We start from the raw sequence: 23,703 nt of genomic DNA, 5'->3' as shown, positions 1-23,703 counted from the left end.
CAAGACTGTGACGTTCCCTTCCAGGAGATTTACCATGAACACGCTGATGATCAAAGACCTGTCCATCACCGAACAACTCGACAGCAAGGCCATGAGTGCCGTGCGCGGCGGCTTCGGCTACCCCTCGTCGTCGTACTTCAACTTCAGCCCGGTGGTCGCGCCGAACAACAGCAAGCACGTCAACGCCACGCAGTTGATCAGCAACGAAGTGAACGTGCAGAACGCCAACGGTAACAACGTCGCGTTCGCGGCAGGTATCGATACCTCGATCGTTCCCCACATCACGTCGAGCAACAACATCAACGTTTAAAGTCTGATAAGCCTGATTCGGCGAAGTGGAGGGGCCCTTGGCCAGCTCCGCTTCGCTTCGATCACGCCCGTCTTCCGCGCACCTTTGGAGAATCACCATGTCATCCCTCATGATTCGCGATCTGTCCGGCACCCGCGAGCTCGATCGCCGCGCAATGTCGGCGGTGGCCGGCGGCACCGGCAGCAGCGTGCCGGGTCTGCCGTCCGTGGCCGGCCTTGGCGGCATTGCCAATGTCAACGTTTCGGTAAACCAGAACCTCAGCCAGATACAAACCGTCAACGTCGCCGCCCTCAACAACATCGGCGTGATTGGCGCGGGCCTCGTACCGTTGAAGCTGAATGTCAGTCCGTCGCTGTGGGGCGCCAATTTCGCCAACGTTTAACGGCATGCAATAGCGCGGAGGCGGGGGCTTCCCTATTGCCGCCTGTTCACTTCCCACAGGCGAGCTGCAAACAGATTTCCTATACTGATAGTGCGACGAGACCTCAGCACATTTGACGACACACCCGGGCGGCGACTGAAGCATCGCACCAGCCGCCGGCTCGGCCTCTTCCCTGGAGCCGCTATGGCAAAGCTTCTCATCAAGGACCTTACTGACAGCGTCGAACTCGACCGCCAGGCGATGGCGGCCATTGTTGGCGGCGCGCGGATCGGTGCGCAGGTGAGTGTCGCTGTGCAGGTGGCACCGGGCTCCGCACGCGTTGTCGAATACCCACCGGGTTTTCCCGCAGCGCATCAAGCTATTGCCGGTACAGCCACTACCGCAGTGCCGCGCATTTTGCCGCGCAGCTGAAACCGGGTTCGGACACTCGCAGCAACAGCAACGGCACACGCTTAACGCGCGTGCCGTTGCTGTTTGATGTATTTGACGCGTTTTCGCTTGTTCCGTTTGCCATCCGCCTGTGAGCCAGTCGTGCTGGCGCATTGCATGGCGCGCTTCAAGACAGATCGACATCCACATTCTCGACGGCCGTATAGAAGAAGCTCCTTCTTATAGGACGCGCGAGATGGCCACAAATGGAAAAAAACGCGCCCGTCACGCTTTCCCGGCAACACGCATTGTTCAATTGGCCTGGTGAATGTCCGCATGGGGCGACGTTGACGACCGTTCGCTCACCTATCCTGTTTATGACGCCACGTGGTTTTATGCCGTCCGCCGATAACGCACGTGCTAAGCGGACTGCATCCTGGCGCAAAGTGTTCAAGGCGCGAGGTATGCAAATGCGTCTCACAGCACTGAGGACGATTGCAGCGCGCCACGAGCCGGCATCGTCAATCCAAACTGGAGACATGCAATGAAATTCATCGTGCAATGGGACGGCCTGCCGACCGCGGAAAACTCCGTCATCGAGCGTTTTATGAAAACCGGCGGCCAACCGCCCGAAGGTGTCAAATTGCTCGGGCGCTGGCACGCGATCGGCGGACTGCATGGCTTTGCGGTCGTCGAGGCGGACGATACGCGCGGACTGTCGGCGCTGGCGCTCGAATGGGGCGATTTACTGACCATGAGCATCTTCCCCGCGGCGACGGACGAGGACCTCGGCGCGGCATTGGGCGCGCATCAAGCCGCGCGCAAGTAAGTGGACGCATGAGCGCGCAAATCGGACTGTCATGACTCCCGATCCGGACGCGCCTCTACCCAGCGGACAATTGCTGCCGTTTCGCGAGTCGTTGCTGGCGATGCTCGGTGTCGCCTTCGTCTCGATGCTGGTAGCGCTCGATCAAACTATCGTCGGTACCGCGCTGCCGCGCATCGTCGCCGATCTGAAGGGCTTCGATCTGTACGCATGGGTCGCGACGGCGTACATGCTGGCTTCGGTGATCACGATTCCGATTTTCGGGCGACTGGGTGATCTGTTCGGGCGCAAGCCGTTTCTGATCGCCGCGATTCTGTTGTTTACCGGCGCGTCGGTATTGTGCGGCCTCGCCACCAATATGCTGTTACTGGTGATTTCGCGCGGCCTGCAGGGGATCGGCGGCGGCATTCTGATCGGCACGGTGTTCGCCACCGTCGCCGATCTGTTCCCCAATCCGAAGCTGCGGTTGCGCTGGCTCGTGTTCGTTACGTCCGCATTTGGCGTCGCCAATATGATCGGGCCGACGCTCGGGGGCATGCTCACGCAATACGGCGGCTGGCGGCTGGTGTTTTTTGTCAATGTGCCGGTCGGCCTCGTGTCGCTGCTGTTCGTGCAGCGTTTTTTGCCGCCGCTGCATCATCTGCGGCGCAAAGGCCCCATACGGCTCGATTGGCTCGGCGCGTTCGTGATCGCGGTCACGTTCGGCTCATTCCAATTACTGATCGAATTGTTTCCGAAGTACGGCGTCAATACGATAACGGTCGTGCTGGCCGTCGTTGCGGCGAGTTTTGCAATGACGCTGTGGCTGTGGGAGCGGAGGATCGCATATCCGATCATTCCAGTGGATATGCTGTTGAACCGCAAGCTCTCCGCACTCTTTGCGATGTCAGTGCTCGGCGGATTTGCGCTGTTTTCGCTGGTGTTCTACGTGCCGCTGTTGTTTCAAGGCGGCTACGCGATGTCCGCGCACGATTCGGGGATGCTGATTACCCCGTTGCTGCTGGGCACGACAGTTGGCAGCGTGTTGAACAATCGTATCGTCACACGGATTCGCCGCGCGAACGGCATCATGTACGCCGGTTTTGCGCTGTCCGCGCTGGCCTGTTTGAGCGTCGTCGTACTCAGAGGGACCGAGCCGCACCTGGTGTGGATGTCGTGCATGGGTCTCAGCGGGCTCGGACTTGGTCTGGTGGCGACCAGCTTGACGGTCTGTTCGCAACAGATCGTCCCGCGCGACCAGCTCGGCGCGGCAACTGCGATGCTGCAATCGCTGCGAACTTTTGGTGGAATGCTAGGGACGGTGATGACGGGTGCGTTGCTTGGGCATCTCTACACTCAGGGCGTGCATCGCTCTCTCGCTTCGTATCAGGCGACGCAGTGGTTCAAGTCGTTTGCGAGTCCCGAGTTGCTGGTGGACCGCGCGGAGCAGGCGGCGTTGATCAATCGGCTGGTAAGCGCTGGACATGCGGGCGATGCGATGATGAATTCCGCGCGAGATTCGTTGGTGGAGTCGATTCATATCGGCATTCTGGTGGCGGGCGCGGCTGCGTTGGTTGGGTTGTGCCTCGCGTGGTTTGTGCCGCCGGTGCGGGTTGGTTATTTGGAAGCGGAGGTGGTGGGCGAAGGAAAGGCGTAAGAGGATGCGGTGCCGCCGCGGGGTAATGCGCTTTATGCGGCGCCAGCTTTGCCGAGTTCCCCTTTTTTCACCCATCCCCTGTTTTTCTGCCTGCGTCCCGAGGTTTGGAGGCACTCACTTGCGCCGCTTGACGCGTGTCAGGCCGGAGCAGTCTCGCGAGTAGAAGTACGCCCGTTGAAGGCCCGGAAAACTACCCATTGAAACCTTGGCGTGACCGAAATAGGCCTGAAATCAAGGCAAATTCTAAGCGTCGTCCATGCGAAATTCGGTCGGAAACCTTGACCTGGCGATTCTGATTTCTTACTATGAGCGTCGACGTTTGCGCAGCCACTGAACTCGTTGTCACCCAAAGCGCACACAGAAAAAACAAAACTAAACATCGACGTTTTTCGGGGCTCTCGCATGAATATGGATGAAGACATCGCGCACGTCGCGCGTGTAATGGCGCCGTCGCTGCGCGCCTTTCGTGGTGAACCTGTGCTGCCGCCAGCTTATTGGCGGAAACGGCTACAACGCATACAGGATGAGTTTCCGCTGACTGAGTTGCAGACGTTTCAGATCAAGCATTTGCTGGGGGAGTTGGATCGGTTTGAGGCGGAGCGGCGGGCGGCAACATTTCCCGCAGGCACCCCGCCCATCGTGCCAAGGCCATGAACATAGCGCTTAACCTGGCGCCGCCAGTGGACGAAAAAAAATCGCAAATACTCATAAAAAAATACCACTAGCACCACGACGACGATCAAGGCCTCCAGCATAGAACTGCCAGGTGCGCCGAATGTAATCGCGCCTATCTCCAGGCCGAATACGAGATCAACAATCAAGTGTGGCCAGACCCAACGGTGAATTATAAGCACACGAGGCCGCTTTAGACGGGCAGGAAATCCATCCAAAGCTTTTAGCGCTTTGTAATTCGATAGAACATGTTGAATCCGATCCGAAATGACCGATATGTCACCGGCAAGCCAGCTAGCGCATCACTAACATCGCGGTAGTCAAAACCAAAGTGCGTGCCCCACCCAGGTCGCGCACGATCCCTGAAGGCGCTCATTCTTCGACCGGTCAATAGAGACGTGAGGTACGCTTTGAGGCTCACCCGTTGCTCGTTATTGGCAAGTTCGTCCAAATTGTAGCCGTATAGCAGCTTGACAACCAATTTCACCAACCCGATCAGTCCATGTTCTATTGGCACAACAATTAGCGCGACTCCACCGTGCTCAATGGCACCAATTACCGTATTGACCGCATTGTGTACGTCTCCGACATGCTCTAGTGTTTCAAAACAGGTGACGACATCAAATTTCGTAGCGAATGATCTCGGCCTGTTAAGGTCAATGTGCGAAAAGGTTATGTTTGAATAGCGCTGACGCGCAATTGATAGATTTTCTTCCGCGTGGTCAAATCCAGTAGCACGATTTGGCTTGAGTATATTGACAATCTTCGACGTAATGAAGCCATTTGAGCATCCAAAATCAGCATATAAATTCCCAGGACGGCCCCGGAAAGCCAGAAAAAATGTCGTTTGCTTTAATATCGCCCGAAGTCTAACCATGTGCGGTATATTTTTAAGCCGCCATTTCGTATACGTCAATGAATGATCTATTGGCACAATGCCCCCGCGTTGGTTTAGGTTTTTAACGTCGTTACAACAGGGAAGACTAGATCCATACAAAAGTGCCCAGCAGCGCGAAGGAAATGGACAAATCCGAGTGATCAATTTCGCATCTTCCATCTACCCGCATGCCACAGAGTCAATCTGTGTTCTGACGTTAATGCCCCCCGGGTCCCGAGACAAGATAAAGCTCCGAAACAAACTCGCAATCTGGTAAGGCGCCTGGAGTATCACAACTTCTGGGCTCGTCGTGATTGCCAGGAGGCAGAGCTCCCCACACCAGCTTGTACTTGGTTGCCCCCCCACCAGGCGACGCGAGAATCGGCAGTTGATACGATCCATAGTGTGGCGCAAAACTTGGCAGCTTAACCGGCTGTCCAATCGCCACAGGTGGGCCAATTCCGATAACTGCAAGCGTTTCGGGATTAAACTTGTAGACCTGGTTCCCATATCGAAAACTGTGAACACTCTCCGTAAGGTTCTGACCGCTTCTCAGAATTCCGGAAAAAGAGATTTCGGATGCAATGGATCGCCGTCCGCCGAAATTCCATCGGTAGTTCCAAATGGTAAAGGGCGCAATTACCCAAGTCTTCCCTCTCAAGGCAGCATGATATATCTGCGAATAACCTCGCTGATCATATTTTTGGTACGAAATAATGGGCCGATCTTTTACATCAAATCCCAATCTCAAGTTGTTAAATAATCCCGCGCCTTGAGAAATGCTCTCGACCTTCACGTCACTTTCAGGGGTGATGGGCAATTCCAGGCGGTCCCCCTTTGCATTGAACCAATTCACCAGATCGGGAGACGATGCGTAAGATATATCAAAATTCGTGCGCACGTCCGGAGAGGAACGCCATACCCACGCGACATGGAAATTGCCTTCCTTGTCACGTTCAAAATAGGTTGGATATGCGCTAACAGTGCCCGCACCGTCCTTATTTGAAAATAGCGGAGTAGACAACAATCTCCTCCATTTATCTCCGTCAAAACTGTCAATCACATAGTTACCATTTCCACTTCCGCCGTCTCTGTAAATAAACGCGAGCGACCCGCTTTTTGTTTCTAAAAAGACTGGATAGGTCACCCTCTCTTCCGCGTTCCCGACAAGTTCCGTTCGGCGCTCTAAAGACGAAAAGTCGCCTGGAACTTCCGTTCGTGCATAAACCAATTGAGTCGCGTGCTCATTTCCGGTGACGTGCAAGATTCCATGAGTATCGTAGGTCAAAGTTATGTAATTGTGCGAATCCCATCCCCCGTAGCGGCTATCGATGCGCTCCCTCCTAATCCCACCATTTTCAAGGTCTACCTCCGCAACCGTCAAATAACGCTCCGAATCGTAATATCCGACATAGGCCTTTGTGCCAGCAATTACGGCATCAAAACCGACCCGTGTACCGCCCCAGACACGATCCACAAGCAATGGCTTAGCTGCCAGTGCGTCACCCTCAGAAGCCGACGCTGGAGATATCCAATTGCAAGATACAGCTCCAGCAAGAAGACATCCAAACAATCCGCGGAAAAATCTGGACGAAATCATCTTACCTCCCGTAGCATTCGACTAGGACCGCACACTGATGGCCTTTTCCCAAACTGAGACTCGACTGCCTTTGGCATATTTTATAATTGCAACCGCCGCCGCAACATTGACGAGACAGAAATAGAAAGGAATCGCAATCAATTTTATTCGTCGGATATTCCACGGATTGAACGAACCAAGCACGGCGAGTGCGTAAACGCTCACCTGCGCCGCGAGTGCATATATAGCGATTACAGATTGCTGCGACAACAACAGCAAGCTTAACGATAAAATTAATATCTGCAAATAAAGCCCAAACCATCGCATCATCTTGTGCGACACAAACGTGAAAAGCCTTAAGCCACGCATTTCACGTGCATGTTGTTCAAAACCCACCAGTCCTCTTGTGACAATGCGCACTTTTCTATCGTATTCTTCCCGAGCACTCGTCGCAGAATTCTCAAACGAAATCGCGCCTTCCTGAAAAACGACAGCCCATCCATCGTTTCCAATCTGCATAGGAGTCTGAAAATCATTGGCGATATCATTGCGCAACGGTTTAAACAGCTCTCGCCGTATGGCAAATATGGGTCCATTTCCAACCAAGACGAGTCCGAGTCTATTTTGTGCTCTTTTTATGAGATTCTCAAAGCTCCAGTACAAGCCATCTGATTTTGACGTACCTGACTTCCTCTTTGAAATCCTACACTCCTTTCCCACAACACAACCAACACGTGCCGAATGAAATCCTTTAACAAGCGCTTTTACAGCGGCCCGATCGAACATTGCGTTAGCATCAGTAAATACCACGATATCGCCGGTGGCCAGAGGCATCGCCTCGTTGAGACAATTATTCTTTCCCCGCCGGATCTCCGAATGCCACAAGCAAACTCCTGCATCGGCAAACCCTTCAACTATTGTTTTCGTTTGGTCCGTTGATCCATCAGACGCAACAATAATTTGCAACCGAGCGCGCTCATAGTCAAGCCCCAACGAGTTTGAAATTTTCTCCCCTATCACCAATTCTTCGTTGTACGCCGAGATTATCAGACTTACCTTTGGAAATTCTCCATCACCTGAACCTCCAGATAACTTATGATTTCCAAAAAATCGCGCGACGAGGACGACAGCCGTAGGAAATATTACGTAAGGGTAAAGAAATACAAATAAAACCCCAAAAAAAATGGTTGTTGTCACTTCACACCCCGGAAAAATTACCTCGTATTCCGAATTTTATTTTTTTACTAAATCCAAACGCGATAAGACAGTACCCTGCGCCGCCTGCGGCATTACCTGCAGCAAACCCAGGAAGACCAAAATACTCGAATAACAATACAGCGGGACAAAGACCTAGAATAAAATAGCTCGCCGCGAATATCTTCACCATTAACAGAATCTTCTTTTCGCATTCCATCAGCTTGTGGCTGACAAGCGCCATTTGCCAAAAAAGTGCTGAGACGCATAGAACTAAAAATACCGCTGGGTCCACATTCAAAAAGACGTCTTTCAAAGGCAATAAGAAAAAAATCAATAGATAAAGTACCGCTGCGAAACCAATGCCGAGTGACATTTGAGCCAAGATGGCTGCCTTCAGCAAACCGCTAATTTTTGCCAGATTTCCCTCTGCATGCGCCTTGAAGATTGCAGGCTGCGACGATATGGTGACGGGCAGCAGAATGAACGTGAATGCACGAAAGACAATATCGTATTCGAACGCATACCTTCCCATCAAAACACCTCCGCCTAGCCCTCTCAAAACGGACCTATCGATGAACGGAATCGCGAGCGAAAGGGACAACCAAATCGAAATAGCCCACCCGTATCCAAATATCTCTTTTATGTTTATCTTTATTTTTCCGAGATCGCATTTGCCTACCAGGCGATAATTCCTAATCGACAGCAACGCGAAGATGGCATCTACAAGCATTCCGGCCGAAAAGCCCAAGACTAGACCTTCCAGCCCCCTATTTAGCAACATTCCTACCCCAATGGAACAGAAACATATACAGGCGGAACGGAACGCCTCTAGTGCAAAATAGACGGTGCTTTTAAAGCGGGTTTGATGAATGGCAATCGCAATTAAATGCAAGCCCTGGCAGCAGACCGCCGTTGCAACAAGAGGCGCTAAAGTCCAATACTGGGTAAAAAGCGAGACAATAAGTGCTGTGACAGTCACAGCAACCGAGCTAAAGACCCAGCTGACAGAAAATGCCTGTGGCGTGCTGTGCAGAAAATCATCAGTTCCATTGCTGAATCGCGAAATAGCCTGCACTATCCAACCGAAGAAAAACGCTGACGCCGACAGCGAGAATGAAAAGATGGTCGAGAATTCACCATAAACTAGCGCACCGAACCGCTTCTCTACTACAACTGCAATTGTTAGCATCGCTGCGGCGGGACACGCGCGAGCAGTGACGTACAAAGGTAGCGTTCGGATATTCACAGCGCCCCTCGCGGTGTTCCATAAAACATTCGAGTCTTACGGTGGCAAAAATTCAGGTAGGCGCCAAATAGGACGAATGCACCGATATGTGCCATATAGCCGTAAAAGCTCACGATCGGCGTCCAGAAAAAGAACGCGTACACTGCCATGAGCAAACTTGCAGCCATAGCGTTACCGCGGACACAATTCGCAAACGATATGGACCCAGCAAATCCCAGCAAGGCCATAAAAAACAGGCCACCGGTCAACGTGTAGTCTTGAATAAGCCCCCGGTACGCGGTGTAGATATTTCCCCATGACTGACTGCCGAGATTTACATATTGATCGTAAAGACCTAACTTTCTAGCTTGAATCCCGAGCTGGTCGAACAGACCGACGAAGGTGTAATACCCGCCGGTGGTCGACCAGTCGAACTGAAATGTGTCAGCCCATATACCAAATCCCGCTATGCTGCCGAAGGGCCACTGCCTTAAATGTAGTAGGATCTCCTTCAGCCTCCCAAAATCGGTAATTCCCCCGCGCATAAATTGGAGACAGACGAACATCAATGCTATAAATAAAATACCAAAAACCAACGCCATAGCAGTGCGCTTTGTGATCAACACCAGATTGATTCGTCCACCACCCAGGAGACTGCCACTCAGGTTGGCGCCAACCCAGAAGGTCAGGTTGAAGAGAACTGCCGCTCTTGTCGTCAAAATTAAAGCAATAAGGAGAGACGGAATTATCGGAATAAAATATTCAAACGTTCGATACTTTCCGCGGTTCAAAGAATAATTAAATCCACCAACCGCCGATGCAAAAAAGACTGCCATCTGGCCAATTCTTGCCAGGAGTGGAATCTGGAATTGGTCCTCGTAGCGCGCCAGCGACATCGCATGGCTTAACTGCAAAATTCCGCTTATTGAAATCAGCGAAGACAAACCGAATCCCTGCGCTTTTAGCGTCGCGTATATCGCAACAAGACCAAAAAAAAGCGAGCCGTAAACAATAATCCTGAAATGCGAAAAATCCTGACTGAATCGCCTGGTATTCCGGATCGAGGCGCTTTCCCCCACTATGTAATAGAATGTCGCGCCAAGCACTGCAGAAATCTGCATTGCAATAATCAGCATGTATGCCATTGGGGAATAATAATAGTCCGGCGCGAATACTGTTGTCAGGAGCAGAACAAAGAACCATAGCTGGCACAATATAACCGCGGGATGGTACGCACTTTTTAATACTTTTCGGCTAAAGTACCAAACCCCATATTGGATGGGCAAGATGAGATAGGCCATTTTAGAAATAGGTATCACGGCAATATAGATGCGAGCGCTGGAGGTAGGCGACTATCTTTCGGCTTGGCAAAAGTCCGGTAGTAGCATTTTCACGATGCACAACACGGAGAGAAGGACAGAAAAGTGTCGTCAGGCCTAACGACGCGCATTGTTCGGCTACAAATATTTCTTCACAAAATAGGAATTCGGGATATGCCAATTGCCCACCCCTTGCAAAGTACTCGTTGAGCAACACCATGAAGGAACCATGGCCTGCGTAGATTGCTTCGTCTTCGAGTTCAATCTTGTCCGGGTCTAATTTCCTTCTGACAAAGTTCTTTACTTTTGACAGCAGACGATGGGCGACGCCGAGTGAATAAACAGAGTAGATCGCGCTCAGATACGAGAATTTTCCCCGTGACGGTTTTCGCCGATAGAGGGGATTTTGATTCACCCCCGTGCGTGACGATCGGATCATCGGCGCAATGAGACCGATATTATCCGGAGTTAAGGCGCGGCTGCGGAGAGCAATTACTTCAACGAGCTTGTCAAAGAAATTTCCAGACGAAAATTCGATATCGGTATTCGACAGTACAACGCAGCAGAACAAAGTCTCCGAATATTGGATGTTCGCTTTCTTAAAAGCCGCGTTCAAACCGCCAAAGTAGCCAAGATTAGCGTTTTCACTCGTTACACAAACGTGCCGGCTGAGAGATTCTGCCGCCTGCTGGAACCGAATTCGTTCAATGTCGCTTCTTATGGTGTTATCGGCAACAGCAATACGTACTCGCCCCGCGCGGTCGTTTGCGAGTACGATTTTTAAAAACGCCAGTGTCTCGCCGTCGTTTTGGTAGTTCACACAAAGAAGTAGCACTTTCTCTTCGGTGCTCGACATTTCATCTCTCTTTGAAGGATATACCGATCGATTTTTGAATCGTCATCAAGTACGCTCGGCGTGTAGAGCTAGCAAAAACCGCGAGCCTACAACGTCACTTTGAATCTCTTCGCGGATCGCTATTTACCTTTAACATTTTTACCAGGCGCATAGTTGTAAGCCAAATAGCGGTATCCACCATATTTGGAGCCATATCCATATCGGCCGCGATTTGGATTGGCTCCGTTCAGTAAGACTCCTGGAACTCGCGCTCCCACCTGCTGAAGTCTTTTCACGGATTCCATGATCTCCCCGACTTTGCTGGCGCCCGCCCGCGCCACCAGCAAAACAGTACCTGCGTGTCTAGCGAGCAATTCTGTATCTGTCGCGGCAAGCACAGGAGCAGTGTCGACAATAACGAAATCGTATGTCTCTCTCGCGATACGTAATATTTCTGTGAGCTTGCTGCTCATCAGCACCTCCGACGGATTCGGAGGCAAGAAGCCGGTCGTAAGGAGGTCAAGATTCTCTGCGACATCTTTGTGAACCGCGTCGGAAAAGCGGATGCTGCCCGAAATCACGTCCGTTAATCCTTGATGCCGTGCTAGGCCGAATAGCTCGTGCATGCATCCTCTTCGGATATCGCCATCAATAAGAAGGACCCGTTTGTTTGCCATGCTTATCAGCGATGCCATGTTACTTGCGACAAACGATTTGCCGACGGCTGGCGTCGGGCCGGCGAAGAGCACCAGATTATTGGGAGCATCCAACATCGCAAACTGGAGAGCGGTGCGAAGGCTGCGCATGGCTTCAATCGCGGGATCATTTGGAGCAGCGACTGCAAGAAGCCCACTACCGCCCGCTTTGCCGAATGACGTGCGCTCCACCTTCAACACATGCTTTGACAATGCGATTGACGCGAAGACATTCAGGCTGGTGTGCCTCTCGATCTCTGAAGCATCGTTAATGCCGCCAAATAGCAAGTCGCGGAGAATCGCGATAGAGATGGCAAAGAAGACACCGACCAACGCCGCTAACGCAATGACTAGTGCTTTCCGAGGCTTGGACGGCACTTCCGGAATCAAGGCCTTATCGACCAATCGGACATTTCCCGTTGCACCGGCTTCCACCAACTGCAATTCCTGAGAGCTGTTCAGTAAGGTGGTATATAGCTGAGTATCCACATTTACATCAAGCATCAGGCGAACGGCATCCTGCTCGAGGTCCGGTAGCCCCTTTATCTGCCCCGCTATCTTTGCATCTTGTTGCTGCAATACTTGTATCTGCTGATCCACCCCGAGAACGTTTGGATGCTCCAATGTATACCGCTGCAAAAGATCTTCGCGCTTTGCCCGAAGTGCCACGATCTGCGCTTGATTCTGAGACATTTCTTGCAGAGCGAGCAGAGCCTCTTGGGAGAGGTCAATAGTACCGTGTTCGTTTCTGAACTTTGTGTATCTCTCTTCTGCTTGTTGCAACTGCTCCTTTAAGCTCGGGAGCTGCTTGTTCAAAAAGGATAGAGACTGCGCGGCCTGTGCTGCTTTCCGTTGTACATTCTGGTGAACATATTGTTCGCCTATTTCATTCATGATCTTCGTGATCTTCAGCGGATCCTCGTCTTGTAACGAAGCTGCAATCACGTTTGACTGCTTATCTGACTGTTGAATGATCAGATTATTCTGTAGTTGTTGAATGGTATCCAGCTTGGAGTATCGATACACGACAAACGTCGTCCCCGGGTTTGCGTGAACGTTCGCCACTTTGACCCGCATGCTCCCAGCTGCTGTGGGAAAGGTTTCCTCCGCTCCAATCGTGCCCTCGACAGCATCGTCCAAATCGCTGCCGCTGATCTCAAAGCGATTTCCCGGGAGAATTGTTAGCTTGAACTTGTCACTCTCGTAAACCTGCGGGACGTCGAAAGTATCCATCTCGATGCTTTCATCGCCCCACGCATAACCGCCAAATCCCAGTAGGCCAGGGCGCGACAATCCATGACCTCGATCCGTATGAAATTTAGAAATCCAGAATCCAATCATAGGAAAATAGTGCGGCTTTGCGTCGATATATAGCTTTAGATCCTCGACGGCCGTCGTGACGACCAGCCGCGACTGCATAATTAGGGTTTCGTCGGCCCCCGTGGATTGGACGTCGAAGAGCGACGAGACGTCACCCAAGACACCCTTTGAAATCGCGCCCTCTGGGCTATCTTCGATTTGCACGACGATATCGGCCTGATACTTCGGTCTGGCCAGAAAGGCGTACAACGAGCCTATGACGATAAAAACCAAGATAGTTGCAATGATCAAGCGCTTGCTTTCAAACAGTACATCGAGGAGCGGGTAAGAGTACTCTTCGGCCTGTTGTATCTCGCCTTGCGGTGGCACACTGAGATTTGTCATTTTTTGGATTCAACTTCACTTGATTTCTTAAACGGATCCATCGCTGGCAGCGACGCCGACGGCCTATCGCCGTTCTCGCCCTCAACAAAAACAACCCTCGATGGTTCTGAGCCGTCTTAGGCACAGCCCTTTGCTACAGCAACGGTCCAATGCGTTTATTACCAGGCGTCCGCGACTCGCTTCAGCTTGCTGAGCCACGAATTCACACCAATCTCCAATGCCTTTAGCGCAAGTTCAAATGCTTCCTGCCCTTTCTGATAAGGATCGGGGACGTCTAGTCCATTTGACTCTCGCAAGCGGAAGACCTTTCCACGAGCAAACAAAAACTGCTTTTCGAGCGAACGTTTCTGCTCTGCTTCCATGACCAAAATGAGGTCGAAATCCTTACACATCCAACTTTCCAGCTGCCTGGCACGATGGCCCGTAATGTCTATCCCGCGAGACAGCATGAGTTCGACTGCAATCGGGTCGGGCGCGAAACCCATCATCGCTGCCAACCCAGCCGACATCACGTTGAGGTCGGGCGATAGATCTCTAAGCATGCCTTCGGCCATTGGGCTGCGACATATGTTTCCTGTACACACGACTAGAACGGACTCGATCATTCGTCTTCCTCGGTACGGCGGGATATAGCGCTGCAAAGTTCCGCAAGGCATGCAGCCGTCTCACGACCTACATAGCCTGGTCCAATAGTGATTACTCTCCTCTGATCGCCAGAAGCTATTTCGTCACGATAGCGGCAGTAAGGCCGGCATTAATCGCGGGCAACAGCAGACTCAGAACCCGACCCAGACGGACTAGGCCATTTCCATCCACGTAGACAATGTCTTTCGGTTGCAGTTGAAATTCGTTTGCCAACACCATTGCGACCGGCGAAGCCGCGTCGAGATGGAAGACTCTTGGGGTGACTCCGAGCGAGCCCCGGATCACATAGAGTTGCGCCGCATCTGCGGTCGTAGAGCTGATACTGCCAGCTTGCGACAGTGCCTCACTAAGCGTGAGACGCCCATTTTTTAGCGGCAAGGCTGTTGCGGGCTTAGTTACTTCACCCATGACAAAGACGCCATTGTCATCACGTGCCACCACCCGAAGCAGATCGCCGTTTTTCAGAACAATTTGAGAAGGGTTCTCATCGCGCTCAAGCATTCCGGTTAAATCAATTGGATATGACGTGCCGTTTCTGACCAGGACGATGCGACTTTGGTCAGCAGCTGGCGTAAACCCACCACTTGCGCCAATAGCTTCGTATAGAGTCATAGGGATGTCCGTGATCGGAACGGCGCCAGGCGCCCGGACTTCTCCATCGACAAACACTTGCTTTGCGCGGAAAGACCCGATGCGCACAGTTACCTGTGGGTCTTTGAAATACCGCGACAACCCTTTCATGACAAGGGCTTGCACCTCTTCAGGTCGCAGGCCCGCAGCGTGAACGGTGCCTACGTACGGAAATTGAATGTTCCCTGCCTGATCGACTACGATGCCTGATGCCGGATCTGACGCGTGCGCTACGGTTGTTGGCTGAGCACCGAGAGCCGCTGCAAATTCCGGATGATCCCACACGGTTATCTGAAGGACATCGCCTGGCCCGAGCGTATAGGCGTCTCGCGTCACCTTCATGAGACTTTCAGTAGCATCCGTGCGAGCGTTCGCAGCTACTTCGCGAAGCTTGCTTAACAGATCGAAGTTGACATCTGTGATCGGGACTTGCAACTGGGGGGCGGGTTGGGTCGGCGTGGCATCACTAATCGGAAGCGTCGCTGGGGATCGCATCCTCATTCCAGGCGCGGCCCCACACGCGGAAAGCGCTAGGCACAGAGTGCAACAAAGAAAGGTCAACCAACGCGTACTGACTTCGAGCGGGCACCCGACCCGAAATTCCCTCAATTTGGCCATTTGATTTAATCCTTTTTTACATTCGATTGACCTAGACAACTCACCGGTCCTTGCCGGCTATTTGTAGGTCAGCGACACTAGAAACAACCTTCTCGGCACGGCTCACCGTTTGTTCTTCTCGGACGGCAGGCGTGCTTCAAATTACGTACTCAACATTCGGTCACTGAACCTTAAGTTGATCCTCGCCTTCCAGCAGGTTGGCATCCCCGACAGGCAACACTCATCGCTCAGAAGCTCGGGTTTTCTCGATGCCTTAACCGAGCGCTAGATGCTCGAACCAGTCAAGAGTTCTAAAGCACCAAATATGCCAACGTAGAGTCTGAGTTGAGAAGGCTTCGTCGTTGACAAAAGCCCCGCCCGCATTGACTTTAAGAGAGAGATATCCACTTCCGCTCATAACTCTTACTGATGGGAGTCGGTAGCACTCGTGCTGTTACGTGACATCTAACGTAACGCTCGTAGCTTTCACCAACGATGTCCAAAATGTGAAGAGCATTCGGCGTCAGGCTCATACCGCGCCACACTAATAGAGATCTGTGCAACTTACTTCGTCGTAGCCCCCGTCCCCCCACTCCCCCCCGTCCCACCCGTCGGGCCAGCATTCCCACCCGAAATTGGCGCCGCCGCACCCGCCGCCTCCGCAGCCGCAGCCAACGAAGCGGCCGGCTGCCCATCACTCGTAATCGCCCCATCCGCTTGCAACGTATCCAGATCCGCATCCGCGCCCCCAGCACCCGGCGTAAACGACACAGTCAAGAACGAGGAAGAAGAAAGCGTGACCCCATACGTATCCTTAATCAACGTCACAACCGCCGCCTCAGCATTCGCAATCACCGTGCTATTCGACAGTGCGCTCTGAAACGACGGGTTAGAAGTGATCCCCGAAAGCAATCCGCTAACCGACGTGCCCAATTGCCCCGCGATATAGTCCAACAACAACTCCGTCAACGGAGTCACATTGAACGTCCCCGCCCCAGCCGCAAACGAGTGAATCGTGATCGCGCCGCTGTTCGCCGTAATCGCGCAAGGACCGTCAAACGCAAACGTCGCTGTATACGCGCCGTTGGAATTAGCCGTCGCACTACCCGAACCGTTCTTGCAACTCAGCGTGATGCTCGCGTTAGCGAGTGCCGCACCGACGGCAGCCGTACCGCTCACCGTACCGACCGGCGAACCGCCGCTATCGGCTCCGCCACCGCATGCAACCAGTGCGCTGGTTGCAAGAGCCATCGATCCGAACTGCAGCGTGCGCAGCGTGGCGCCGTTTAGAAGCTTCATCGCCTATCTCCAGAGAAAGTCATTCACAATTGACCGGCACCGACGCCCGTCCGTCGCCTACACCCTGCAAATTGCTTCCGCAGACGCCATGTGAAAACGCGGCGCCCGTCGATACAACAGGCGCACTCACCTTCGGCTTCGGCTTCGGTTTCGTTCCGTCGCTATCAGGCCGCCCGTAACGCAGATACGCATCGCGCATCCGGTAAAGCTGCGTCGAGAAGTACTCGCCGCTAAAGCGACCCTGATTCAACAGGTACTGCTGCGTGCTATACGGGAAGTCCATGTTCTCCGCCCCATTGCCCGAGAGGTAATTCGTCGATCCAACCCGCGTGCGGAAATCGAGTGCAAACTGTTCAGAGCCATACACCTGACTGATCCCGGGCTTCATGCCCTGCCGTAACGTGAGCGGGAAGCTGATCGCGGCGCCAACAAACGTACCCTGCCCGCTATGCTCGCCATGCACGCTCACCGATACATCGTCGAACCAGCGCGTGAACGTCACAACCGGCCCCTTGTCTCCGCCGACAAAGCGCGCCACCCCCGCTTCAATCCACAGCTTCCAGGACGGCTGAACCCAGCGATAAGTCAGCTCGGCATTCTTCTCACTCGGCAATTCGTCTTGGCCCGGCTCACGGTGCAAATAGGCAAGCCGCAATCGAATCAGATCCGGGCGACCCGGCACGAACATGGTCGTTTCGTTCTGCACGCCGACATACGAGTAATCGAACTTGCCGACCGATGCCACATTGAACACCTGCGGCATGATCCAGAAGCTTTGAGCCAATGCGACTGCATTGAGACCGCCGCGCAAGCGGTAATCGCTGAACACGCGGCCCTCATCCATGTTCTCCGTGTTGTAGATCGGCGCGATATAGCTCGCGTACAACTCGGCACCACGCCACAACGGTACGAACCCCTCAATGTTCGCGCCGAGCGAGATGTCGAAGTTGCCGTACTCGGTGCCGTACAAATAACTGACGATCGGCTCGATCTGAATCCGCGTCAGACCATGCGTGTGCTCATTGCCATGCCATGCGATCGAATCCGCGTCGTAGGCCGGACGCGTGCGCATCGTCAGTGAGGCGCTTGCAGCCGTCGGCGCACCGCCTTCAACAAATTGAGCGAATGCATCACGATCAACAATGACTTCGCCCAGCGGCTCATTGGCCTTCTTGATGACCACGTGAATCTTATCGGTGCCATGCGGTGCATTCACACTCGCCACACCCAGCACAATGCCGAGTGCGTCAGCTTCGTTCTGGTTGTAGCGATGGTTCTCGTACTCGACCACCAGATCGCGCCCACTCATCCCAACGCGCACACGCTCGAGGCCCGCGGCAAAGAGCTGCGCCGCGATTTCGTCGAGCGCGGAGGTATCCAGCGCTTCCGGAATGGCGGGCGACTGCGCATCGGACGACTTGGCAGCCGTCACATCACTCAACATCACAGACGCATACGACTGCAGCGGCGGCACATACGTAATCGGCGCTGCGGCGAGCGCGCCGTTGTTGCCGGCGGCCGCGCGCGTGTCCACTGGTTGCAGACTGGCAAGGCGGATCGGGCCGTCATCGTCAGCATCTGCTGTCTGGGCGGCGGACACCTGCGGGCCTTCGCACAATCCGTCTGCACAACGCGTACTGCTAAAACGTTTGCCCAGTGGAATCTGAATGCCCACCGAGAACGACGTGCGCGGCGACACGCCATCCGTTGAGCGGATCGCGCGCATGAACGTGCCGATCACGTTCGCATCGGCCAGCCAGCTAATCCGCGGAGACTGATAACGCAAGCCGGCGTAAGGCGTCTTCGAATCGTCTTCTGCGAGCAGCGATAAACCTGTGTTCCAAAGCGAGACCTGGGCACCACCGAACACGCCGTCGAGGCGATCGCCCTGTCCGTAACCGGCAGTCAACGTCACCGGTCCAAATGCTTGCGACACCACGCCATATTCCGACCGGAAGAAATGTGTCTGGCCGCCAATGTCGCTAATGCCGAACGCAATGTTCGGCTGATACTTGAAGAACTTCGGTACTTCGAGCTTGACGTCACCCATCAGGTGACGAAACAGGAAGTGGTCCGCATTGCTGAAGGGCGCGTGGACATCCGCCGGGTAATTGGCAAGTCCACCGGACACCTCGACATAGGGCAGCAAACCCACTGCACCCCAGTACATTTGCGAACCCGTCGCCTGCTTTCCGTAGCGCGGATCAATATAGTTGTTGTACTGCGCCTCCACAGTCCCTTCCGGCAGTACAAACGCATACGGAATCACCAACCCACCCGACTGCCCCAGCGCATTCAGCGCCGGCTCAGCCGCGTGCGCCGAAGCTGAAAACGCTACCGCCGCAGCAAGCGCCACTGCGCTCGGCGCCGATCGGGGTTGTTGTCCGCGTAATATCAAGGCCATGTGTTTTTTATTATCTGCAGATGTCAATACGCGTTGCTATGAACCAGACCCTTCGCTATCGTCGCCATGACAATCCGCATGTCGAGCCCGAATGACCAATTGCGCAGGTAATACAGATCGTGTTCGACGCGTCCTTGCATCTTCTCGATCTGATCTGTCTCTCCTCTGAATCCGTTGATTTGTGCCCATCCTGTGATCCCCGGCTTGATCCGGTACCGATGGATGTAGCCGTTCACCACTTTCTGATAAAGCTCGTCGTGTTCAATCGCATGAGGCCGCGGCCCCACGACCGACATATCGCCCCACAGCACATTGAAGAACTGCGGCAACTCATCCAGGCTAGTCCGCCTGAGAAACGCGCCCACTCGCGTAATACGCGGATCGCCTCGCGTGGCTTGTTTCACCACGCCCGCTTCTACGGCATGAGGACGCATCGAGCGAAACTTATAGATCTTGAAGATGCGTCCATCCGCACCCTTGCGCTTCTGCGTGAAAAACACGGGTCCACGCGAAGACAGCTTCACGGCAATCGCGATCGCAAGCAGCAGCGGAGCCAGCGCAATCAGCGCGCAAGCAGCAAACGCACGATCGAAGATCTCTTTCTTTACCAGCGCGCGAGCCGGCACCGGCGACGCAACCAGGTTGATCGCAGGCATTCCGATCAAATCGATCATGCCGCTATCGAACAGCGCAACGCTGCGCATATCGGGCACAAAGCGCACGTTCACGAGGTCGTCGCGAAACTCGGCCACAAAGCGCGAGATCGTGCGATCCTCTGAGAGTGGCAACGCGAGCCACAACTCCTGCACATCGTGAGACCTGATGTACGCAGCAAACTTGGCGATGTCGTCGTACACCGGCACACCTGAGCCGATCGTTCCCATCACCGGCCGAACGTCAAAGGCCGCGGCTGCGCGAAAGCCACTCGCCGTCGAACCTTCGATATTGCGTACGACCTGGTGGCAATGCGACCCGCATCCCACCACGGCAACCCGGCGCAGATTCATCCCCGCGTGCCGGACGCGTGCAAGCACCGCATGCACAACCAGACGCGACACAATCAGCGCGCCGCCCGTGATTGCCATCCAATAGGCAAACCAGAGACGCGAGATGAAATCCGTGCGATGCAGCGAGAACATCAACACGAGCCCACAGCCCTGAACTACGAACCAGGCCAGCGATACGTGGCCAGTCATCCGCAGCATGGCCCGCCCACGCCATGAGCCGTAGACGCCGAATACAGGGAACAGAACCAGCGTAAAAGCCGCGGCCCACGCAACGAACGCGGTATCGATACGGCTTTGCGCGAGATCTTCAAATCGCACTTGCGAAGCGGCCAGCGCCCCGAGGACGACGAGCATCACATCGAGCAAGCGCGCGATCAGGCTTTGCAACCCCGGTATCGTTCTTCTTTGCTGCGCAAAATTCGCCGTGTCCATTCGTATCCCCGCGCTGGTCTCTCGCGCCAAACGTTCTTGTCGAGCTGTTCAACTTGTGTTCGCTTCAACAGCTCATGCGTCTCGTACTTCAACCACCACGCTCTTCGCGACAACAACACCGCCCCGGCACGCGAAGAAGCGCGCAATGCAATCAATCCGGATTTCACTCATCCAGCGCGAAACCAAACGACTGGACGTTCCTGAACAACGATGAGGGATTTACTACGAGCCGCTCGCACCCGTTCAATCTGGGCACTCTGGCAAAACGCCGCCACGTCGAGATCAGAACAACGATCGCATCGCTTGTGCGTTGAGGAGACCGACCTGATAACCCCCGATCAGGCCGGTCATTGACTCGAACTCCACCAGCACTTACTGCCTGTCTTGTCTGTGTTGTGCACCGCGCAATCTCTAAAGCAGCAAGCATGCCAATTTTCAGATTTCTTTCGAAATTGCCCTCTCAGCATCGGGGAAAGTCTTGTCGGATATACGTTCTTCTATGGGCGCCACGCTTCAGAAAAGCCGGTAACAATGTGCGAAATCGTGTTCAGTAACGCGCTCGTTACGTAACACCGTCCGTAACAGCCGCCCGCCCGCGGGCACATGGATTGCTCACTCCCAAGACATCGGTACTGCTTTTTCGCAAGCTCGCCTCGGCGCGCACTGCATGGCTGTCGTGACAGGCAGGTCTTATCAACTCAAGCGGAGGTTATTTATATGTTGGGAACTATTCTTCTGATTGTGCTGATCCTTCTCCTCATCGGTGCGTTTCCGACGTGGCCGCATAGCCGTTCGTGGGGTTATGCGCCGACCGGCGGTATTGGCATCGTGGTGATCGTCGTGATCGTGCTGCTCGTCGCGGGCGTGATATAGCCGAATTGAAGTACTTGCTTCAACGGTATGAACCCAGCCGGCCGCCGGATATCGATGCAGTTCGCTGCATGGACGTCCGGCGGCCTTGTTATGTCAGTATTCGTTGGATATCCATCGGTAGTCGATCGACACACCTATTACGCCGGAGAGTGCAATGGAAAAGTTACTCGGCCATCAGGTCGCTTTGATCACAGGCGCCAGTTCGGGCATCGGGTCCGGCGTTGCGCAAGCGCTGGCAAATGCGGGCGCGGCCGTCGTGCTGAATTACCATTCGCATGGCGAAGCGGCAGAAGCACTTGCCGATGAGATTGGCAAGGCTGGTGGTACGGCGATCGCCGTTCAAGCCGACGTGGCCGATCCTGATCAGGTCGAAAAGATGTTCGACGTGTGCCGCAAACAGTTCGAGAGCGTCGATATCGTCATCGCCAATTCCGGTGTACAAAAAGACAATGCGTTCGCCGATATGACGCTCGATGATTGGAAAGGCGTTCTGGCGACCAATCTCACCGGCCAGTTCCTGACGACCCAGGCGGCCGTGAAAGAGTTTCGGCGACGCGGACCGCGGCCAGTCTCCAAAGCACTTGGAAAAATCATCTGCATGAGCTCAGTGCACGAAGTGATCCCTTGGGGCGGCCACGTCAATTACGCGGCGTCCAAAGGCGGCATTCAGATGTTTATGAAATCACTCGCACAGGAGGTCGCGCCCGAGCGCATTCGTGTGAATTCCATTGCGCCTGGCGCGATCCGTACACCGATTAACAAGGATGCGTGGGATACGGACGCCGCGCTCGGCAAATTGTTGAAGCTGATTCCCTACGGGCGCGTGGGCGAAACGGAAGATATCGGCAAAGCGGCTGTCTGGCTCGCGTCGGATGAAAGCGATTACGTGGTGGGCACGACACTATTCGTGGACGGCATGACGTTGTACCCCGGCTTTGCCGACAACGGTTAGTCCTTGTCTGCTTTATCGCCGGCGTAGCCGTTCAACAGTTGCTCGAACAGATCGGCATCGCCCATTTGGCCACCTTTGAGCATGATTTCCATGCCGTCGAGGTCGCTCCGCTCGGCGTGCAGGCGGCGCACAGTGACGCCCGCCGATAAGGGCGCGAGATACCACAGCCCCCAGGCGTCGAGGGCGCGGACGGCAAAGCTCGATGTATCGCCGCCCGCAATCCCTGAGTGACGTGAAGCCGGTGCAGTTCAGTATTGTGCTGAGGGAGAATTTGCCTTGATTAGCAGGGGTTTCGGCCTTTTTAGCAGGCACGTGGCGGTGAGCAAATACCGTCAGGCACGCCGGATGCTGACTCACCATCGTATTCAAACCTCGATACGAAAGGAGATCACATCATGCCTTATCTTCTCGGCTGGCTTCTTGGCGTCCCACTGATCGTACTGGTCATCCTGTACCTCATTTTCCATTAACCCTTTGCAACATAGACAGTTCACCTGAAGATCATTGCGCGCGGCGCTGCCTGTTCCGGCGACCGCGCGTCCCAATGACACCCGCGCGATGGGTGTCTTCCTGCACCCGCTTCCTTCGCGCGTCGGCGCAGATGCGTTGGCCACTTGCGCTGTGCAAAACTGTGCGTAAAACTAGACTTCACCAGCCCCGCGCAAAATGCCATATCTGCATACGCACGCACCCGCTGCGTACGAGCAAGGAGGGACTAATGGCAAACAATGAATACATGCTGTCACACCAGGACGTGGTGAAGGCAGTGATCATTCATCAGAATATTCATGAGGGCTTCTGGACGCTGAACATCAATTTCAACGTCGCCGCCACGCATGGTCCGCAAGTGCCGGATCCGTGCCTCGCCTTGACGATCAAGGGCATTGGCATCATGCGAGCCTCCCCTGCCGACCCGCTCGCCATCGATGCCGCCCTCGTCAATCCGCCCTTGTCCGCACGTGTTGACGGCGCTGTACAAATCACGGCCACCGTGAATGGCTCTCATGAAGGCGGCGTGCAATTCTGTCGCGACGTCTATCGCCATGTCGCGCTGCAGAGCGCGGCCAAAGCGCCGAACAAAGCTAGCTAAAAGCTATCTGTCCATCTGCCTCATTCGGTTAGAAAAAATGCTCCATGCCCGGCGAGCGCATCTCCCGGCGCGGTAACGCCGGAATTCGCTCGCGTGCTGTCTTCCTGTGAAGGCGGCGAGACACCGGATGGCAGCTTGTGGCCGCGCA

At 54.2% G+C, this 23,703-nt stretch carries 21 protein-coding genes and 1 pseudogene; 9 read left to right on the top strand and 13 right to left on the bottom strand.

Annotated elements, in window-relative coordinates:
- The first annotated feature begins 34 nt into the window (after positions 1–34).
- From P0D84_RS23870 to P0D84_RS23845, 6 genes are all read left to right on the top strand, one after another.
- On the top strand, positions 35–310 hold the full coding sequence (locus tag P0D84_RS23870; RefSeq protein WP_408341002.1) for a hypothetical protein: 276 nt from the start codon (positions 35–37) through the stop codon (positions 308–310).
- 97 nt (positions 311–407) lie between these two features.
- Complete coding sequence (locus tag P0D84_RS23865) at positions 408–692, top strand: hypothetical protein (protein WP_408341000.1); 285 nt, start codon at positions 408–410, stop codon at positions 690–692.
- A gap of 183 nt (positions 693–875) precedes the next feature.
- Positions 876–1,103, top strand: a complete 228-nt coding sequence (locus P0D84_RS23860) for a hypothetical protein (RefSeq protein WP_408340998.1) — start codon at positions 876–878, stop codon at positions 1,101–1,103.
- A 502-nt stretch (positions 1,104–1,605) separates the two neighbouring features.
- Positions 1,606–1,890: a DUF3303 domain-containing protein gene (locus P0D84_RS23855; RefSeq protein ID WP_408340996.1), complete on the top strand. Its 285-nt coding sequence runs from the start codon at positions 1,606–1,608 to the stop codon at positions 1,888–1,890.
- 31 nt (positions 1,891–1,921) lie between these two features.
- On the top strand, positions 1,922–3,523 hold the full coding sequence (locus P0D84_RS23850) for an MFS transporter (RefSeq protein ID WP_408340994.1): 1,602 nt from the start codon (positions 1,922–1,924) through the stop codon (positions 3,521–3,523).
- Positions 3,524–3,925: 402 nt separating this feature from the next.
- Positions 3,926–4,177 (top strand): hypothetical protein, encoded by a 252-nt coding sequence (locus P0D84_RS23845; RefSeq protein ID WP_408340992.1) that lies wholly within the window; start codon positions 3,926–3,928, stop codon positions 4,175–4,177.
- Positions 4,178–4,418: 241 nt separating this feature from the next.
- On the opposite strand, the gene P0D84_RS23840 is transcribed toward P0D84_RS23845, so the two are convergent.
- The 12 genes from P0D84_RS23840 to P0D84_RS23785 form a co-directional block, all read right to left on the bottom strand.
- Positions 4,419–5,111, bottom strand: coding sequence for a class I SAM-dependent methyltransferase (locus P0D84_RS23840; protein ID WP_408340990.1), 693 nt, complete (start codon positions 5,109–5,111; stop codon positions 4,419–4,421).
- Positions 5,112–5,289: 178 nt separating this feature from the next.
- Positions 5,290–6,672, bottom strand: coding sequence for a BNR repeat-containing protein (locus tag P0D84_RS23835; protein ID WP_408340988.1), 1,383 nt, complete (start codon positions 6,670–6,672; stop codon positions 5,290–5,292).
- A gap of 21 nt (positions 6,673–6,693) precedes the next feature.
- Positions 6,694–7,848, bottom strand: a complete 1,155-nt coding sequence (locus P0D84_RS23830; protein ID WP_408340986.1) for a glycosyltransferase family 2 protein — start codon at positions 7,846–7,848, stop codon at positions 6,694–6,696.
- 1 nt (position 7,849) lies between these two features.
- Complete coding sequence (locus P0D84_RS23825) at positions 7,850–9,094, bottom strand: hypothetical protein (RefSeq protein ID WP_408340984.1); 1,245 nt, start codon at positions 9,092–9,094, stop codon at positions 7,850–7,852.
- Positions 9,091–10,374, bottom strand: coding sequence for an O-antigen polymerase (locus P0D84_RS23820; RefSeq protein ID WP_408340982.1), 1,284 nt, complete (start codon positions 10,372–10,374; stop codon positions 9,091–9,093). Before P0D84_RS23820 ends, P0D84_RS23825 begins: the two co-directional genes overlap by 4 nt.
- A 1-nt stretch (position 10,375) precedes the next feature.
- Positions 10,376–11,248 carry a glycosyltransferase family protein gene (locus P0D84_RS23815; protein WP_408340980.1) on the bottom strand — a complete coding sequence of 291 codons (873 nt, stop codon included), beginning with the start codon at positions 11,246–11,248 and terminating at the stop codon, positions 10,376–10,378.
- Between the two features lie 119 nt (positions 11,249–11,367).
- Positions 11,368–13,626 (bottom strand): polysaccharide biosynthesis tyrosine autokinase, encoded by a 2,259-nt coding sequence (locus tag P0D84_RS23810; protein WP_408340978.1) that lies wholly within the window; start codon positions 13,624–13,626, stop codon positions 11,368–11,370.
- Between the two features lie 158 nt (positions 13,627–13,784).
- Positions 13,785–14,231: a low molecular weight protein-tyrosine-phosphatase gene (locus P0D84_RS23805; RefSeq protein WP_408340976.1), complete on the bottom strand. Its 447-nt coding sequence runs from the start codon at positions 14,229–14,231 to the stop codon at positions 13,785–13,787.
- A 115-nt stretch (positions 14,232–14,346) separates the two neighbouring features.
- On the bottom strand, positions 14,347–15,519 hold the full coding sequence (locus P0D84_RS23800; RefSeq protein ID WP_408340974.1) for a polysaccharide biosynthesis/export family protein: 1,173 nt from the start codon (positions 15,517–15,519) through the stop codon (positions 14,347–14,349).
- A 543-nt stretch (positions 15,520–16,062) separates the two neighbouring features.
- Positions 16,063–16,797 carry a carboxypeptidase regulatory-like domain-containing protein gene (locus P0D84_RS23795; RefSeq protein WP_408340972.1) on the bottom strand — a complete coding sequence of 245 codons (735 nt, stop codon included), beginning with the start codon at positions 16,795–16,797 and terminating at the stop codon, positions 16,063–16,065.
- 19 nt (positions 16,798–16,816) lie between these two features.
- Complete coding sequence (locus tag P0D84_RS23790; RefSeq protein WP_408340970.1) at positions 16,817–19,201, bottom strand: YjbH domain-containing protein; 2,385 nt, start codon at positions 19,199–19,201, stop codon at positions 16,817–16,819.
- 23 nt (positions 19,202–19,224) lie between these two features.
- Positions 19,225–20,640 (bottom strand): undecaprenyl-phosphate glucose phosphotransferase, encoded by a 1,416-nt coding sequence (locus P0D84_RS23785; protein WP_408340968.1) that lies wholly within the window; start codon positions 20,638–20,640, stop codon positions 19,225–19,227.
- A 717-nt stretch (positions 20,641–21,357) separates the two neighbouring features.
- Here P0D84_RS23785 and P0D84_RS23780 point away from each other — a divergent pair.
- A complete protein-coding gene (locus tag P0D84_RS23780) occupies positions 21,358–21,513 on the top strand; it encodes a DUF3309 family protein (protein ID WP_169483667.1) in 156 nt (51 codons plus the stop codon).
- Positions 21,514–21,667: 154 nt separating this feature from the next.
- Positions 21,668–22,465 carry an SDR family oxidoreductase gene (locus tag P0D84_RS23775; RefSeq protein ID WP_408340965.1) on the top strand — a complete coding sequence of 266 codons (798 nt, stop codon included), beginning with the start codon at positions 21,668–21,670 and terminating at the stop codon, positions 22,463–22,465.
- Here the strand turns inward: P0D84_RS23775 and P0D84_RS23770 are convergent.
- Positions 22,462–22,698, bottom strand: a pseudogene (locus P0D84_RS23770) (nucleotide-binding domain containing protein); the annotation flags it as partial. The gene P0D84_RS23775 and the pseudogene P0D84_RS23770 overlap by 4 nt on opposite strands.
- Positions 22,699–23,183: 485 nt before the next feature.
- Here P0D84_RS23770 and P0D84_RS23765 point away from each other — a divergent pair.
- On the top strand, positions 23,184–23,555 hold the full coding sequence (locus P0D84_RS23765; protein WP_408340963.1) for a hypothetical protein: 372 nt from the start codon (positions 23,184–23,186) through the stop codon (positions 23,553–23,555).
- Positions 23,556–23,703: the final 148 nt, after the last annotated feature.

It is taken from the genome of Paraburkholderia sp. RL17-337-BIB-A (assembly GCF_046025895.1).
Lineage (GTDB): Bacteria > Pseudomonadota > Gammaproteobacteria > Burkholderiales > Burkholderiaceae > Paraburkholderia > Paraburkholderia fungorum_C.
The sequence above is the reverse complement of the archived record's forward strand: the minus strand, read 5'-3'. Positions and strand labels throughout refer to the sequence as shown.